Source organism: Pseudomonas sp. MH10, from assembly GCF_034353045.1.
In the GTDB taxonomy this organism is placed as follows: Bacteria; Pseudomonadota; Gammaproteobacteria; order Pseudomonadales; family Pseudomonadaceae; genus Aquipseudomonas.
The window spans coordinates 3,332,164-3,347,718 of the sequence record NZ_CP133783.1 but is presented as its reverse complement, the minus strand read 5'-3'; the positions used below and the strand labels follow the sequence as shown (position 1 = coordinate 3,347,718).

The following is a 15,555-nucleotide window of genomic DNA, read 5'->3' as shown; positions in this document are numbered from 1 at the left end:
ACCTAGGGTGAGCATTCTAATTTTTCTGATTACTTTGGCTTCCATGCCCACTAACCGTCTGGGCAGTTCCTCCAACCCTTGAGCGTGAGGTGCACCATGGCCAAAGTAACCTTGAAAAAGAAAGTTGAAGCCGAACAGGCAACCGCCCTTTCCGAAGTAAAACTCTATGCCCGCAAGATCTGGCTGGCAGGCCTGGGTGCCTACGCCAAGGCCGGCTCTGAAGGCGCCGATTACGTCAAAGAGCTAATTAAGACCGGTGAAGTCGCCGAGCGCGAAGGCAAAAAAGTTATCGGTAAAAAAATCGAAGCTGCCAACAGCGAGATCAACAGTGATATCGACGACGTCAAACGTGAAGTCAAAGGCATGAAGGGCAAATTCGAAGTGCAATTCGAAAAAGTCGAGCATGCTTTTGACCGTCGTGTCTCTCGTGCCTTGAATCGCTTCGGAATTGCGTCTAAACATGATGTTGAGACACTGTCTGCTAAGCTCGATGGGCTGACGGCATTGCTTGAACGTATTGCGCGTAAACAATAAGGAGAGCGGGATGGCTGGTAAAAAGAAAATCGAAAAAGAAGGCAGCTCGTGGATCGGCGAGGTTGAGAAATACTCCCGCCAAATCTGGTTGGCTGGTTTAGGCGCTTACTCCAAGATCAGCAATGACGGAAGTAAGCTTTTCGAAACGCTTGTGAAGGACGGCGAGAAGGCTGAAAAGCAAACCAAGAACGGCGTCGACAAACAAGTTGACGCTGCCAAGGCAACCGCTAAAACGGCAAAATCCCGTGTCGGCGATGTCAAAGACCTGGCGATGGGCAAGTGGAGCGAGCTTGAAGGTGCGTTCGACAAGCGCCTCAATAGCGCCATTTCTCGCCTGGGTGTACCGAGCCGCAACGAAGTCAAAGCGCTGCACAGCAAGGTCGATTTGCTCACCAAGCAAATCGAAAAACTGACCGGTGCATCGGTGGCGCCAGCGTCGAAAGCGGCGGCTGCGAAACCTGTAGCAAAACCCTTGGTCAAGGCCGCGGCAAAACCCGCAGCCAAGCCAGCGGCAAAAGCACCGACGAAAACCGCAGCGGCCAAGCCAGCAACTAAAGCTGCTGCCAAACCCGTCGCGGCTAAACCGGCAGCCGCCAAGGCCGCCGTTAAATCTGCTGCAAAAGCAGTAACGACCAAGCCGGCAGCAGCAAAACCAGCAGCGGCTAAAAAGCCAGCAGCGCCTAAAGCGGCAACGCCTAAGCCTGCAGCAAAACCGGCTACAACCCCCGCCCCAAGCGCTTCAACCGCTCCAGCTGCAACCGCTGCGCCAGCAACGACCCCCTCGTCGACGCCAGCCAGCCAGTCCTGATTTTTGCGGACTGCCCAAGCCCGGCCGTGAGGTCGGGTTTTTTTATCTCGGAAATATGTCTGCCGGAAGGATCGCTCTGATTTTCGGAGGTGTCCTACAAGCTTCTAGGCTGTTCCCGATATTCGTGACGTTTTTCTCTCCGCACACTTTGGTTATCTTTCCGATGCGAAGAGGTTTCCATGTCCCAGGCCGCCGTCCCAGCCTTCACGCTGAATGTGAAAGGTGTTGAATCCCGCCATTTTCAAGTCCTCGCATTTGATGGCACCGAAGCCGTCAGCACGCCGTACGCCATCACCGTCGAACTGGTCAGTCGGTCGTCTGGTATTGAGCTGTCGGACCTGCTGCACAAGGCGGCTTTCCTTGGTTTTGGCCCGGACGGCGAAGGCATTCACGGGCAGATTCACTCCATCCACAAAAGCGATTCCAACGCCCGGCTGACGCACTACATTGCGGTGCTCAAACCCTCTCTCGCGTACTTGGAACACAGCAGCCAGCGCCGCTCGTTCCAGCAGATGAGCGTGCCCGCAATTATTCTTGAAGTGCTCAAAGAACACGGCCTGTTTGACGGCCTGGACGTGCAATTCGACAGTGGCGTGACCCGCGCTCCGATCCGTGACTATTGCGTTCAGTACGACGAAAGCGACCTGCACTTCGTCAATCGGCTGTGCGAAGAAGACGGCTGGTTTTACCGTTTTGAGCATTCGGCTGACGGCCATCGGTTGATTTTCGCCGATGACGAAATAATGTTTCCCCACGCGGCGCGGGTTGTGCTGCCGTTCAGACCGTTGAACGGCATGGTGCCCGAGGACTGTTCGATTCAGTCCTTCGGCGTGCGCCTGGCGGCGCGTACCAGCCATGTGGTGCATCGCGATTATGATTTTCAGAAAGCCGGTTATTTATTGGAAAGCGCTAGAAGTCCGCAGGCGACCCCAGCCCAAGCCCAAAGGGGTGAGGCCCTGCATGTCGATCCCAAGCTTGAGCATTACGTCTATCCCGGCCGCTTTCTGGAGGACGATCACGGCAGACGATTATCCAACCGAGACCTGGAACGGCACCGCAAGGATTTCCAACTGGCCGACGGCAGCAGCGATCACCCGGTGTTGCGCAGCGGGACGGTGATCCAGCTGGAAGACCATCCGCAGCTGAAATGGAATAACCCGTGGGTGCTGATTTCGATCAAGCACGAAGGGCGGCAGCCGCAGGTATTGGAAGAATTGGGCGCTGACGCCCCGGTCGCCGCCGGGAAAATCGCTCAGGGTTATCGGAATTCCTTCACCGCCATCCCCGAAACCATCCAGTTTCGCCCCGCCTTGAGGCACCCCAAACCGCTGATTCACAGCACCCAAACCGCCAAGGTTACCGGCCCGGAAGGCGAAGAAATTCACTGCGATAAATTCGGCCGGGTAAAGGTCAAGTTTCACTGGGACCGCCGCGAGCTGAATGACGAAACCACCAGCTGCTGGGTGCGGGTGGCGTCGAGTTGGGCGGGCAACAGTCATGGCGCGGTGACCTTGCCTCGGGTCGGCATGGAAGTGCTGATTTCTTATTTGGAAGGCGACGCGGATCGGCCGATTATCATGGGCTGTTTGCCGAACAGTCTGAATCCGGTGCCCTACGAATTACCGGCGAACAAAACCAAAAGCGTGTTTCGCAGCCGCAGCTCCAAGGCCAGCCAGGGCTTCAATGAAGTCTCTTTTGAAGATCGCGATGGCGCTGAACGGGTCTACCTGCGTGCCCAGCGCGACATGGAGCAATTGATTCAGAACGATAGCCGCCTTGAAGTGCGCGGTCAGCGGCTGGAGACGATCAAAGGCAACAGCACCACCGTTATCAAGGCCGAGCAACACCTCAAAGTCACTGGCGCGCGCAAGGTGCAGTTGTCAGCGGGGGATCATCTGCAAGTGGCCGGCTCCAGCCACACCCGGGTCGGCGGCGCACTGGTCATAGACGCGGCGGAAGAAGTACACCTTTCTGGCGCAAATATCGTTATCGATGGCGGCATCACGCTGACCCTCTCCATCAATGGTCAGCATCTGGTGCTCAACCCAGCGGGCATTTTCTCCAGTGTGCCGATTCTGTGCGGTGGCGCACCTGTTCCGGGGACGCCGGCTGTGCCGTTGTCGCCTGACGACGCCATGCTGCTAAGCACGGATGAACTGGATAGGACGCTCATTTATACAGGGCAAATACCGAGCGCGGGGCTCGACGTGGTCGCGTCAAGGCCTCCATCAGCGCCAACCCCCCGGTCCTCTAAAACCCCCGATGCCACTCCGTTCTCCAATTGATCGTTGGTAAATGAACCATGTCTGATTTTCAGTTCCCGATTCGCAAAGCCGACGGCAGCCCCTATAAAGACGCCGACCACGTTCATCGCCTGCTCGGAAACGAACAGTCAGGCTTCTACTTGTTAGGTCAAAATCGTTATTGGCACGGTGGCATACATATCAGCGACCGTAGCGCGCCGCAGTGCGTATACAACCAACCGGTTCGCTGTATAGCCGAGGGCGAAGTGGTCGCCTACCGCTTGAACAAAGACTATTTAGTTTCTCAGCTAGAACCTGAGTCAGACGCTCAGAAATTTCAGTATTCCACTTCGTTTTGCCTTGTTCGCCACACCCACAAATCGCCGCCTAATCCCGAAGAAGGTCCGAATCACGGGAAGCAAAACAGCCTGGTCTTCTACAGCCTGTACATGCATCTACTGCCATATGACTGTTATCGAAGCGATGACCCGACTTACAAGAAAAGGGTAGAAGTTGTCATCGGCGGTTGGTCTGCGCGCAATGTGCCATTGGGTGAGCCGGGCAGTATGAAGTTGGGCGTTATTTCACCCGGAACACAGTTCGATATCGTCGAAGAGAGTGCACCGTCCAATGGCTACCGCTTCGTAAAAGGCGTCATCGTCCGGGGGCAGGTAGGCAGGCTTAAAAAAGGCGATGAAGTCTGGTTCGCGGATCAGCGCGATGGGCAAGCGATTCGTGGGGAGCATGGCCAGTTACAGTTGAAACCGGTGGCGGCACCTGCGCGGACCAAACCCAAATACTGGCAAGGTAGGGTGACCGCGAGGGTCATCAACGAAAGCGGGATGCAAATGTACTGCCCGCGCGCGAACGGCGAATTTGGAGTACCGATTTCGTCAAACTGCCATTTACCCCATGGGTACGGCTTCAGCTTCGACAGCGAAAGCACTCATCCAGTGCGGATGCAGGATGGCAGTGTTCTACCCACCGCTGAGTGCATTCCCTATAACGCCGTCATCCGCGGAGAAACGATGCCGCAGAGTTACTGGGCGTTTGTAGACGACAAGAGCATCGAGCACCTGAGCGTGGAACCGTCTCGGCTGGACAGCGTTATCGTGCCCGGCACGCCTATTCCGATAAAAGCCGGCGATCCGATCGGTTACCTCGGTCTGTATGAAATGCCAGACGGTGCGAGTAAGAAAACCCCGCATCAAATGCACTTTGAAATATTCACCTGTGATCCGGGCCTGGACGCTTTCCTGAACAATGACGCCAAGCTCACGCACGGCAAGCAGTACCTTGAAGTCCTAAAGTTGCAACCGACTATCGTTGGGAGAGACACCGAAACCGATAACCCAACCTACTTGTTTAAAGACCATATATTTGCACTCAACGCCCTACCCATCGTTAAAGACGAGAACCGCAATGACGCCTACCAAATCACCGTCCAAGAGCGTGCCCGAACCAAAGGCAAACCCCTTCGGAGCCTCACTGCGCTAATCAAAAAAGACAGCGTCGATCAAGAGGGCTCTGGTGTCAGGATCGTCAACCAATACGACTTGAGCGCGATTGGTTTCAAAGTCGTCGAGCAGCATGCTCAAAACAGTTTCAATCCGCTGACCCCCGAACGAATCGACAGCTTCTACGCCCATCTCCATGCCCTTGCTGACCGAAACAGCGACGGCAACGTTACAGCTGAAGAACTCCAGGAAACCCTGAAAAACCCGGAATTCAGATCCCGTTGGTCAAAACTCATCGCCTACCACTACACCGAATGGCAAACCAAATCCGATGGCGACAGATGGCAAGCATACAGAGAGCAACTCAAAGACAATCCCAACTACCTGCGGCATGAAAGCGAACGTATCGACAACTTGGTGTTCTGGGATGACGTAGCGAAGGCAGTTGGGCTACCAGAAGATGGGCGCGTTTGGCACTTTCATCCGGTTGAGTTTGTGGCCGCGCTCAGCGACAACTTAATCGATGAAAACAGTTTAGATTGGCTGACGGTACCTCATGGGCAATTGACGTTTGATGTTGAAGGCAATGACGCGGCCGATCCCGCTAACGGACTTCATCGTTACTTCAGCAGAAAAATACACTGGCCTGGAGGCGCCTCCGGAATAACCATTGGACGCGGCTATGATTTGGGCCAGCGCCCGAATCCTGAAATTGATCTGGTATCTGCCGGTATTTCTGAGCCTCTGTTGGGTTGGTTGTTGGGGGCGAAAGGACTTAGCGGACAAGCTGCTCAAGCTTATCTAGGCGGTGCAACTGCTGGGATTAAAAATTCTGTGATATCGCGGAAACAGCAATATGAATTGTTTTTGCCGGTTTATGACGAAATGAAAAAGAACGTATTACGGATTTCAAGTGACAAGCGATTGTTAAGTGATTACGGTTCGCTAGATTGGAATAATACGCACCCAAAAATTCAAGACGTTACGGTAGATTTGATCTATAGGGGCGATTATACGGCACCTTCGAGAGCTTATATTCAGAGAAGTATAGTTGAAAATAATTTTCCAGCTTTTTGCCAAATAATTCGTGATCGCTCTCGTTGGCCAAATGTTCCGCCTGACCGTTTCAATCGGCGTGCGCTTTACTTAAGTGTGACGCAATGAATTGGTTCGCAGGAATAGTGATGCTATTGCCATTAAGTGCGTCGGCCTTGAATATTGAATATCAGAAAATAGCGACAGCTGAGTCGTCAAGAGTTGGAAAGTTAGTGGTCCGTTATTTCATGAGCTTTGAAGATCCTTGCCTGTATGTACAATTATTATCGCCGGGTGATAATTGGCAAGTCATAAAGTCTAGTTCGATTTGTAGCTTTCAAGGTCGTTCATTTTCAACTGAGTTCGCCCATGTCGGTTTCGAAAACATCTCTGTAAGCAACGGTGCGATTAATTTAGTGCTAAGGATATTTCCTTTGCGTGCGTCGGGCGAAGTACAAAGAAGTTGTACGATAGCGGTTGGGTCTGGCATTATTGGACCTCTCCAATGTGGCCCTCCGGTTAGCCCTGAGTATGATTGAAGACCGTAGCAAATAAGATCGGCGTCGGCCTGATTGCGGGGTTTGTATATTCTGGATCAATACCTCCCTAGGGAAGGTCTGAAATAAGACCTTCTTTTTCTGGCAAATCGGGCGTCAAGCGCTCCGAAAGAAAGTACTTCACTGAAATTTCGAAAATATCGGCTTTTATTGATGAATAAGCCGGTTTTAAGCACTTATTAACCCTTAATTTCCATACTGCGGACGCACCTGTCCTATAGGCTCCATCAAATGTCGGCGCGCCATCCACAGATTCGACAGTGCAAACAGTGTCACCAACTGCGCCGTGTTCTTTACCAACCCGCGAAACCGCACCTTGGTGTAACCAAACTGGCGCTTGATCACCCGAAACGGGTGCTCAACCTTGGCCCGAGTTTGCGATTTGGCGTATTCAATCTTGCGCAACGCACGGCCAATGACGCTTTTTTCTCCATGTTTGCGGCGGCTGCTGGGCCTGGCGGAGATCGACCAGATCATCTCGCGCCCCTCATGTTCAAGCCGCTTTTCTACGCCGGTGTAGCCCGCGTCGCCACAGAGATGGGTCTCTTCGCCGTGCAGCAACTGATCGACTTGAGTGACGTCCGCGACATTGGCTGCCGTGCCCACCACGCTGTGCGTCAGACCCGTATCAGCGTCTACTCCGATGTGCGCTTTCATCCCGAAAAAATATTGATTACCTTTCTTGGTCTGATGCATTTCGGGGTCGCGTTTACCCTCTTTATTCTTGGTCGACGTCGGCGCATGAATGATCGTGGCATCAACAATTGTGCCCTGACGAAGCATCAAACCTCGGTCTCCCAGGTAGCCATTAATGACCTCCAGGATTCCCCCGGCAAGATGGTTTTTCTCCAGCAGGCGACGGAAGTTGAGAATCGTGGTTTCGTCGGGAATGCGTTCCAGATTCAACCCCGCGAACTGGCGCAGAATCGTGGTCTCATAAAGAGACTCTTCCATTGCTGGATCGCTATAGCCGAACCAGTTCTGCATCAGGTGCACACGCAACATGGCCATCAAGGGATACGCCGGGCGGCCCCCTTCGCCTTTTGGATAATGCGGCTCGATCAAAGCGATCAACCCCTTCCAGGGGACGACCTTGTCCATCTCGCTCAGGAAAATCTCACGGCGGGTTCGCTTACGTTTACCGGCGTACTCGGCATCGGCGAAAGAAATTTGCTTCATGGGGGGGCAACCGCTCGGCTCATGTGATGGGGGACATTTCACCAGATTTGAAAACCTTTTTCAGAGTTTCCCTAGCTATATCGTTACAATGGTGCGGTGATGTCGTTTTGATGGGTCTCCTGAATCACCGCTTTCGGTACGCTAACTTTTATCATACAAACAGCGCATACCTTATTGAATTACAGACTCTAAATCGTAGGAGCGAACTTGTTCGCGAGGCGGCTTGCCGGGCACGCCGCTGAGAATGCTTCGCCAACAAGTGGGCTCAGTATTTGTGGAAACACCTACTGCTCCAAATACCGCTTCGCCCCGTCTTCAACCGCCTCCTTCGACCCTGCAATCAAATGCGGCGCGACGAGCATCATGATTTGGTAAACCACCACCCGAACTTGCCCTTCCTTACCCAAGATCCGCTGGTAATCCAGCGAGAACAGCAGGGTCATGCTGATCTGTTCGAGCAGTTGCCCCAGCGCTTGGGTGTCGCTGACCATTTGTCCTTGCGCTTTGAGTTGGGCGAGCAACGACGCCAAGGTGCGTTTGAGGGCGTTGAGCAGATTGCGGATGCCGCGCGCCAGTTTTGGCAGACGGCCGGCGAGATTGGACAGGTCTTGGAACAGGAACCGGTAGTGCGACAGATGTTCGACGATCAGGTGCAGGAACAACCAGTAATCTTCCGGTGCCAGCTGTGCGTTTGCCGGTGGATCGAGCAACGGCGTGAGTTCGGCTTGAAAGCGCTCGAACAGCCCCAGCACCAGCGGTTCTTTACCGTGAAAGTGGTAGTAAAGATTGCCAGGGCTGATGCCCATTTCGTTGGCAATTCCCAGGGTCGAGACGTTGGGTTCACCCTGCTGGTTGAACAGGTGCAGCGCACAATCAAGGATACGGTCGCGGGTTTTCATCCAGTCTTCTTGTTTGGATTGATTTTGCAAAATCTGTAGGAGCCAACTTGTTGGCGATGCGATTGACCGAGCACACCGCATCAAACCTCGCCAACCAGTTGGCTCCTACTGTTCATGTTGGCCGTCGCAGGATTTAACGCACATGCACATAGGTGCCAGGCGCAGCCTCCATGGGCGGATAGTTTTGGTTACCCAGCACCATCAGTGTTTCTCGTTGTTCGCCGGAGCGCTGTTGAATCCACTCCAGCCAGTTAGGCCACCAACTGCCTTCGACGGTTTTGCCATCATAAAACCAGGCGCGCGGATCGCTGCTGAGCTTGGGGTTTTCGACATAGTTGGATTTAGGGTTGCCCGGCGGATTCAGAATGCTTTGCACGTGGCCGCTGTTGGACAGGACGAATCGTCGATCGCCCCCGAGCAGCAGGGTGGAGCGATAGACCGCATCCCACGGGGTGATGTGGTCGTTGATGCCCGCCACGCTGAAGCTGTCCACGGTGACTTTTTGCAGGTCAATGGGCGTGCCGCAGACTTCCAAACCACCGACATGACTCAGCGGGTTGTGCTTGAAGAAGTCCAACAAGTCACCGTGCAATGCGGCGGGCAGGCGTGTGCTGTCGTTGTTCCAATACAGAATGTCGAACGGCGGCGGGCTTTTCCCCAGCAGGTAGTTGTTGACCCAATAGCTCCAGATCAAATCATTGGGGCGCATCCAGGCGAAGATTTTTGCCATGTCGCGGCCATCGAGAACGCCTTGCTGGTACGAGCGTCGCTTAGCCGCTTCCAGGGTCTGCTCATCGATAAAAAGCGTGGCCGGGCTTTCGATCTGGCTGTCTAAAAGGCTCACCATATAGGTTGCGCTAGAGATTCGACGTAATTGCCGTTTGGCCTGCAAATGCCCTTGCAGCGCCGCCATGGTCAAGCCACCTGCACAAGCGCCAACCAGATTGACTTCGCGGCTGGCGGTAATGGCGCGGACCACGTTCATCGCTTCTTCAAGGGCTTCGACGTAGCTGGACAGCCCCCATTCGCGGTGGCGCACGTCCGGGTTACGCCAGCTGATCATGAACACTTGCAGGTTATTTTTGAGCGCGTATTGCACGAAGCTGTTGGCCGGGCTGAGGTCGAAAATATAGTACTTATTGATTTGCGGCGGCACGATCAGCAGCGGCTTGGCGTACTGCTTTTCACTCATCGATTTGTACTGCATCACTTCCAGTAGCTCGTTGCGGAACACCACCGAGCCAACGGTAGTTGCGACGGTTTTGCCGACTTCGAACGCATCCTTGGTGGTCTGGCTGGGCAGTCCGTTGTTGTGTAACAGGTCATCAACCATGTGGCTGAGGCCCTTGACCACGCTGCTGCCGCCGGAGTTGAACAGCTCTTTGAGCGCCATGGGATTGAGCAAGGTGTTGGACGGTGCGAACGCATCGTTGATCAAGGAAAAGATGAAGTGCGCTCGGGCTCGGTCATCCTTGGACATGCTGCTGTCGTCGATCCAGCTTTTGAGCTGATGCTGCCAGCTCAAGTAAGCCTGCAAACTGCGTCGGTAAAAGGGATTTAGCTGCCACGTAGGATCGGCAAAACGTGCGTCACGCGGATTGGGCGGGTAGGGGACGTCGCCGATCAGTACACGGCCTAGTTGTCCGCCGAGGGCCAGTGCATGTCGGGCGCTGTGGATAGGGTGGCGCATGCTCTGTGCGGCCACGCTGCGCAAGGTGGAAAACAAGTCTTTACCGCGCAACCCAGTGATAGCGCTTTGCGCGTTAATAAAAGTGGCCGGGGTCGGCGCCGGGCTCAATGTGTTTTTGTTTCGCATCGGGGCAACACTCCTTCGTCAGGCCATCAACACATCAACACGCGCAAAACAGCCGCCGAACGAGCGCGCTGTTTTACGAGATTCTGCGCCGTGGAGCACTCCGGCCAGGGCGCAGTGGGTAAGCGATTTCTCCTGTAAAGCTACTTCAATGGCAGTCGAGCTGAAGGTTGAGTCGGTTATCGCTCCAGCGGTGCGGGTTGCGGATGCATGACCGCACGCTGTCGTTCTTCTTCGAGGAATTTCATGATGATCGGCGCCACGGCTTCGGCGCGGGTGATCAAAAACAAATGACCATCGTCGATTATGTGTAGCTGGGCATTGGGTATCCGCCAAGCCAGCAAGCGCATATTTACCAACGGTATAAGTGGATCGTCATCGCCCGCCAGCACCAGCGTCGGCTGATGGATTTTGTGCAGCCAATGAATACTGGTCCAGCCCATCCCGGCGAACAGTTGCCAGTAGTAGCCGAGCTTTCCGGACGAGCGGACTTTAGCGGCATGGTTGGCCGCCAGGTTAGGGTTGCGCCGAAAAGACCCGCCGTAGATTTCCGGTGCAATTCGAATCACGTGGGACGGTTGGATGTAGCGCCGTGGGCTAGCCATCAACCACAGCACCCGCGGTTTGCCCGGCACCATCACCATTCCTGCCGCCGTCGCCGCCAGCACCAGTTTTTTGCAGCGCTCCGGGTAGTCGTAAGCGAACTGCTGGGCCAGCGCGCCTCCCCAAGAAACGCCGATCACGTTGACTTGGCCGTAGTCGAGGTAATCGAGCATGCGGGCGGTCAGCTTGGCCAATCCCGAAAAGCGAAATGGCCTGCTCGGTGTGGAAGATCCGCCAACGCCCGGCACGTCGAACGCGATCACTTCGAGATCGGGGTCGAGTGCATCGACGAATGGAAACACCAACTCCAGGTTGGCGCCGATGCCGTTGAAAATCAGCAGCGGCGTCATGTGTTTCTTGCCTGGGCGCACGGCCGTGCGGATGGTATGGCCATCCAGGTCGACGGTACGAAAAACAAACGGTTGTGGCATGCGCGAAAGCCCTATGAGTTATACCGCTGGCAAAGCTGTCCTTTGCTTTGTCAGATCAGGTCGAGGTGGTCCTCGTACTACTTGTCACGTAATCGCGCATCGGAAGCTGAGCCGCCAGCCCCCATTGTTATTGTCTAGCGTTCGTGTACGTAAGTGCCCGGCGATGCTTCGCCGGCTGGATAGATTTTACTGCCTAGGCTGGTCGGCGACTTCTTCAGTTTGCCTGAACGGTCGGCCAGCCAAACTTGCCAGTGCAGCCACCAGGAGTCAGTGTGCTTGGTCCCGTTCTCTTGCCATTCTTTGGAATCGAGTGGCAGTTCAGGGTTGGTCATGTAGCGTGATTTCGGATTGCCCGGCGGATTCAGAATGCTTTGGATGTGACCGCTGCTGGACAACACGAATTCAGTTTTGCCACCGAACAAGCGTGCCGATTTGTAGCACGACCCCCACGGTGTGATGTGGTCGTTGGTCCCCGCGAGGCAGAACACATCGCTGGTGATTTTCTTCAGGTCGATGGGCGTGCCGCTGACTTCTAGCGCGTTCGGGCGAATCAACGGGTTGTTCTTGAACATTTCGATCAAGTCGCCGTGAAAGGCGGCCGGCAGTCGGGTGGTGTCGTTGTTCCAGAACAAAATATCGAAGACGGGTGGCTCGTTGCCCAGCAGGTAATTGTTGACCCAGTAGTTCCAGATCAAATCGTTGGGGCGCATCCAGGCAAAGATTTTTGCCAGATCGCGGCCTTCCAGCACGCCGGCCTGATAGGAATGACGCTTGGCCGATTCCAAGGTTTTTTCGTCGACGAACAGGGCGACTTCGGTTTCCATCGTGGTGTCGAGCACGCTCACCAACAATGTCAACGCGTGGACCTTTTGCTCGCCAAGCGCGGCGTAATGGCCTAGCAACGCGGTGCAGGTGATGCCGCCCGAACACGCGCCGAGCATGTTGATGTCTTTGCTGCCAGTGACGGCGATAACCACATCTACCGCTTCCTTGAGCGCGTCGATATAGGTCGACAGCCCCCACTCGCGCTGAGCCTTGGTCGGGTTGCGCCAACTGATAATGAACGTCTGGACGCCGCCACGCAGGCAAAACCGCGCGAGGCTTTTTTCCGGGCTCAGGTCGAACACATAGAACTTGTTGATCTGCGGCGGGACCACCAGCAGCGGCCGTTCAAGCACTTGTTCGGTGATGGGCTTGTACTGGATCAGCTCAAGCACGTCGTTGCGGAAAATTACCGAGCCTTCAGTGGTGCCCAGGCTCTTACCGACTTCGAACGCGTCCATGTTGACCTGGCTGGGCATCCCGCCGTTGTGTACCAAGTCCTTGGCCAAATGTGACAGGCCGTCGAGAACGCTTTTACCGCCGGTTTCGAAGAAGCGTTTAACCGCCGCGGGGTTAGCGGCGGTATTGGTCGGCGACATGGCCTCGGTCATGAGGTTAATCACAAAGTGACCGCGGCTGATGTCCTGCGGCGACAGGTTACTGTCGCCGATCCAGTCGTGCAGTTCTTTGCGCCAGGCAAGATAGGTCTGCAAATAGCGCCGGTACAGCGGGTTCTGGCTCCATGCGGGATCCGCGAAACGGCGGTCGTCGGCGGCAGGTTGCAGGGTGGATTTACCGAGTAATACGTTCTTCAGCTCGATACCGAAATGGGCCACATGCTTGACGCTATGGATAGGTTGTCTGAGGGCTTGGCTTAGCACCATGCGTGCGGTCGTCAGTAAATCTTTACGCCGCAGTCCCACAACCGGGTTCAAGTTCAACGTGCTTTCAGAGGCTTGACGCTGCAGGTCATCGTTGTTGTTGCTACTCATCTATGACGCTCCATTGTCCTGAGACGAGTACTGAATATTCCTGTGAAAGGCAGCAACACAGGTCAATTCCAGTACTACTGCTCGGGGTAATCGATGATGGCTAAACCAGACGTTCCCAGTCGGCATCTACGAACGAAACGCCGTAAACAAAAACGGCAGCGGGACTTCATTCGTTACGTATTTGCACGTACTGGTTCTGCAGAAATTAAATGCAGGGAACTTGCCAGATCTATTGGTTACCCGAGATTTCACAAAATCGCAAGCAGGGCCAATCGTTGGCCTCTGCGAGGGACATTGGAGCAAACAAAATTAGAATGGTCGCCCTAAAAGGCTAGACGGTTGAGCTAGAGCATCAGCTTGATGATTTGCTCGGAGGGGTCGCGGGACTTTCCAGCCGCTTTCAGCTCAGCAAGATAATCGTCCCATAACTGTTCCTGGCGTTGCGCCAATTGGTACAGATATTCCCAAGTGAACAGTCCGCTGTCATGACCGTCGTCGAAGGTCAATTTTAGTGCGTACTGCCCAACCGGTTCGATCTTGCTCAAGCCGACACCCAGCTTGCCGAATTGCAGGATCGGATGACCATGGCCCTGAACTTCCGCCGACGGCGAATGCACGCGCAAAAATTCGGCAGGCAGGTGGTACTCCTCACCGGGTGCGTATTTCAGCGTCAGGGTTTTCGAGGCTTTGTGGAGATTGATAGCAGAGGGAAGGTTGGGCATAGGACGAGAGCCTAAAGGGGTGAGTTACAAGCTGCAAGCTACAAGCGGATCGCAATCCACTTGCCGCTTGCGGCTTAAAGCTTGCCGCTTACAGTATGTACCTTGATAGATCTTCGTCTTTGGCCAGTTCGCCCAGGTGAACGTTGACGTACTCGGCGTCGATGCGGATGGTCTCCGCGCCCTGCGCGGCGGCGAGGTCACCGGCGCTGAACGACACTTCTTCAAGCAAGCGTTCGAGCAAGGTGTGTAGACGACGGGCACCGATGTTCTCGGTTTTCTCGTTCACCTGCCAGGCAATCTCGGCGATGCGCTTGATGCCGTCGGGCAGGAACTCGATGTTCAGGCCTTCGGTTTTTAGCAACTCGCGGTACTGCTCGGTCAGCGATGCATGGGGCTCGCAGAGGATACGTTCGAAGTCTTGCGGCGTCAGGGCTTTGAGCTCGACGCGGATCGGCAGACGACCTTGCAGCTCGGGTACCAGATCGCTCGGCTTGCTCAGGTGGAAGGCGCCGGAGGCAATGAACAGGATGTGGTCAGTCTTGACCATGCCCAACTTGGTGTTCACGGTGCAGCCTTCGATCAGCGGCAACAGATCACGTTGCACGCCTTCACGGGACACGTCGACACCACTGGTATTACCGCGTTTGGCGACTTTGTCGATCTCATCGATGAACACTATGCCGTGTTGTTCAACAGCTTCCAGCGCTTTGGCCTTGAGTTCTTCTTCGTTGACTAAACGCCCGGCTTCTTCATCACGCACCAGTTTCAACGCGTCTTTGACCTTGAGCTTGCGACTTTTCTTTTTGCCTTTGCCCATGTTCGCGAACAAGCTTTGCAACTGGTTGGTCATCTCTTCCATGCCGGGTGGCGCGGAGATATCGACACCCACCGTGTCGGCGACTTCGATTTCTATTTCTTTGTCATCCAACTGACCTTCACGCAGGCGTTTGCGAAACAGCTGACGGGTGTTGGAGTCAGAGGCCGGCGCGGCATCTTCGTTGAAACCCACTCGCGCAGGTGGCAGTAAGGCATCCAGGATCCGGTCTTCCGCCGCGTCTTCGGCACGGTGCTGAACCTTCGTCATTTCCTGTTCGCGCAGCAGTTTGATTGCGGCATCGGCCAAGTCGCGGATGATCGATTCGACATCGCGGCCGACGTAGCCCACTTCGGTGAACTTGGTGGCTTCGACTTTGATGAACGGCGCGTTGGCCAGTTTCGCCAGGCGACGGGCGATCTCGGTCTTACCGACACCGGTGGGCCCGATCATCAGAATATTTTTCGGAGTCACTTCAACACGCAGCTCTTCAGGCAGCTGCATCCGGCGCCAGCGGTTACGCAGTGCAATGGCGACGGCGCGTTTGGCATCGTCCTGGCCAATGATGTGCCGATTGAGTTCGTGGACGATTTCGCGGGGAGTCATAGACATGATAGTGGCGGTCCTCTAGCTGAAAAAAGCGCTC

General features: G+C 54.9%; 11 protein-coding genes. 4 read left to right on the top strand and 7 right to left on the bottom strand.

What is annotated here, in order from left to right; translation table 11 throughout:
• Positions 1-96: 96 nt before the first annotated feature.
• From RHM59_RS14785 to RHM59_RS14770, 4 genes are all read left to right on the top strand, one after another.
• Positions 97-534, top strand: coding sequence for a phasin family protein (locus tag RHM59_RS14785; RefSeq protein ID WP_322167224.1), 438 nt, complete (start codon positions 97-99; stop codon positions 532-534).
• A gap of 10 nt (positions 535-544) precedes the next feature.
• Positions 545-1,342: a phasin family protein gene (locus RHM59_RS14780; RefSeq protein WP_322184287.1), complete on the top strand. Its 798-nt coding sequence runs from the start codon at positions 545-547 to the stop codon at positions 1,340-1,342.
• A 179-nt stretch (positions 1,343-1,521) separates the two neighbouring features.
• Positions 1,522-3,627 carry a type VI secretion system tip protein TssI/VgrG gene (gene tssI, locus RHM59_RS14775; protein ID WP_322224534.1) on the top strand — a complete coding sequence of 702 codons (2,106 nt, stop codon included), beginning with the start codon at positions 1,522-1,524 and terminating at the stop codon, positions 3,625-3,627.
• Between the two features lie 17 nt (positions 3,628-3,644).
• On the top strand, positions 3,645-6,206 hold the full coding sequence (locus RHM59_RS14770) for a hypothetical protein (RefSeq protein ID WP_322184283.1): 2,562 nt from the start codon (positions 3,645-3,647) through the stop codon (positions 6,204-6,206).
• A 614-nt stretch (positions 6,207-6,820) separates the two neighbouring features.
• On the opposite strand, the gene RHM59_RS14765 is transcribed toward RHM59_RS14770, so the two are convergent.
• The 7 genes from RHM59_RS14765 to hslU form a co-directional block, all read right to left on the bottom strand.
• A complete protein-coding gene (locus RHM59_RS14765) occupies positions 6,821-7,813 on the bottom strand; it encodes an IS5 family transposase (protein WP_322165339.1) in 993 nt (330 codons plus the stop codon).
• A gap of 284 nt (positions 7,814-8,097) precedes the next feature.
• The gene (locus RHM59_RS14760; protein WP_322184281.1) at positions 8,098-8,712 is read right to left on the bottom strand and encodes a TetR/AcrR family transcriptional regulator; all 615 of its coding nucleotides are present in this window, start codon (positions 8,710-8,712) and stop codon (positions 8,098-8,100) included.
• Between the two features lie 133 nt (positions 8,713-8,845).
• Complete coding sequence (phaC, locus tag RHM59_RS14755) at positions 8,846-10,528, bottom strand: class II poly(R)-hydroxyalkanoic acid synthase (RefSeq protein ID WP_322184279.1); 1,683 nt, start codon at positions 10,526-10,528, stop codon at positions 8,846-8,848.
• Between the two features lie 176 nt (positions 10,529-10,704).
• Complete coding sequence (gene phaZ, locus RHM59_RS14750; protein ID WP_322184277.1) at positions 10,705-11,559, bottom strand: poly(3-hydroxyalkanoate) depolymerase; 855 nt, start codon at positions 11,557-11,559, stop codon at positions 10,705-10,707.
• Between the two features lie 134 nt (positions 11,560-11,693).
• Positions 11,694-13,373, bottom strand: a complete 1,680-nt coding sequence (gene phaC / locus RHM59_RS14745) for a class II poly(R)-hydroxyalkanoic acid synthase (RefSeq protein WP_322224532.1) — start codon at positions 13,371-13,373, stop codon at positions 11,694-11,696.
• A 344-nt stretch (positions 13,374-13,717) separates the two neighbouring features.
• On the bottom strand, positions 13,718-14,095 hold the full coding sequence (locus tag RHM59_RS14740; protein WP_322224530.1) for a DUF971 domain-containing protein: 378 nt from the start codon (positions 14,093-14,095) through the stop codon (positions 13,718-13,720).
• 88 nt (positions 14,096-14,183) lie between these two features.
• Complete coding sequence (gene hslU / locus RHM59_RS14735; protein WP_322167233.1) at positions 14,184-15,521, bottom strand: ATP-dependent protease ATPase subunit HslU; 1,338 nt, start codon at positions 15,519-15,521, stop codon at positions 14,184-14,186.
• Between the last annotated feature and the right edge of the window lie 34 nt (positions 15,522-15,555).

Excerpts from the sequence above, each read along its gene's own strand:
- phaC (WP_322224532.1), bottom strand. The coding sequence starts at position 13,373 with ATGAGTAGCAACAACAACGATGACCTGCAGCGTCAAGCCTCTGAAAGC.
- tssI (WP_322224534.1), top strand. The coding sequence starts at position 1,522 with ATGTCCCAGGCCGCCGTCCCAGCCTTCACGCTGAATGTGAAAGGTGTT.
- RHM59_RS14765 (WP_322165339.1), bottom strand. The coding sequence starts at position 7,813 with ATGAAGCAAATTTCTTTCGCCGATGCCGAGTACGCCGGTAAACGTAAG.
- RHM59_RS14785 (WP_322167224.1), top strand. The coding sequence starts at position 97 with ATGGCCAAAGTAACCTTGAAAAAGAAAGTTGAAGCCGAACAGGCAACC.
- hslU (WP_322167233.1), bottom strand. The coding sequence starts at position 15,521 with ATGTCTATGACTCCCCGCGAAATCGTCCACGAACTCAATCGGCACATC.
- phaC (WP_322184279.1), bottom strand. The coding sequence starts at position 10,528 with ATGCGAAACAAAAACACATTGAGCCCGGCGCCGACCCCGGCCACTTTT.
- RHM59_RS14770 (WP_322184283.1), top strand. The coding sequence starts at position 3,645 with ATGTCTGATTTTCAGTTCCCGATTCGCAAAGCCGACGGCAGCCCCTAT.
- RHM59_RS14740 (WP_322224530.1), bottom strand. The coding sequence starts at position 14,095 with ATGCCCAACCTTCCCTCTGCTATCAATCTCCACAAAGCCTCGAAAACC.
- RHM59_RS14760 (WP_322184281.1), bottom strand. The coding sequence starts at position 8,712 with ATGAAAACCCGCGACCGTATCCTTGATTGTGCGCTGCACCTGTTCAAC.
- phaZ (WP_322184277.1), bottom strand. The coding sequence starts at position 11,559 with ATGCCACAACCGTTTGTTTTTCGTACCGTCGACCTGGATGGCCATACC.
- RHM59_RS14780 (WP_322184287.1), top strand. The coding sequence starts at position 545 with ATGGCTGGTAAAAAGAAAATCGAAAAAGAAGGCAGCTCGTGGATCGGC.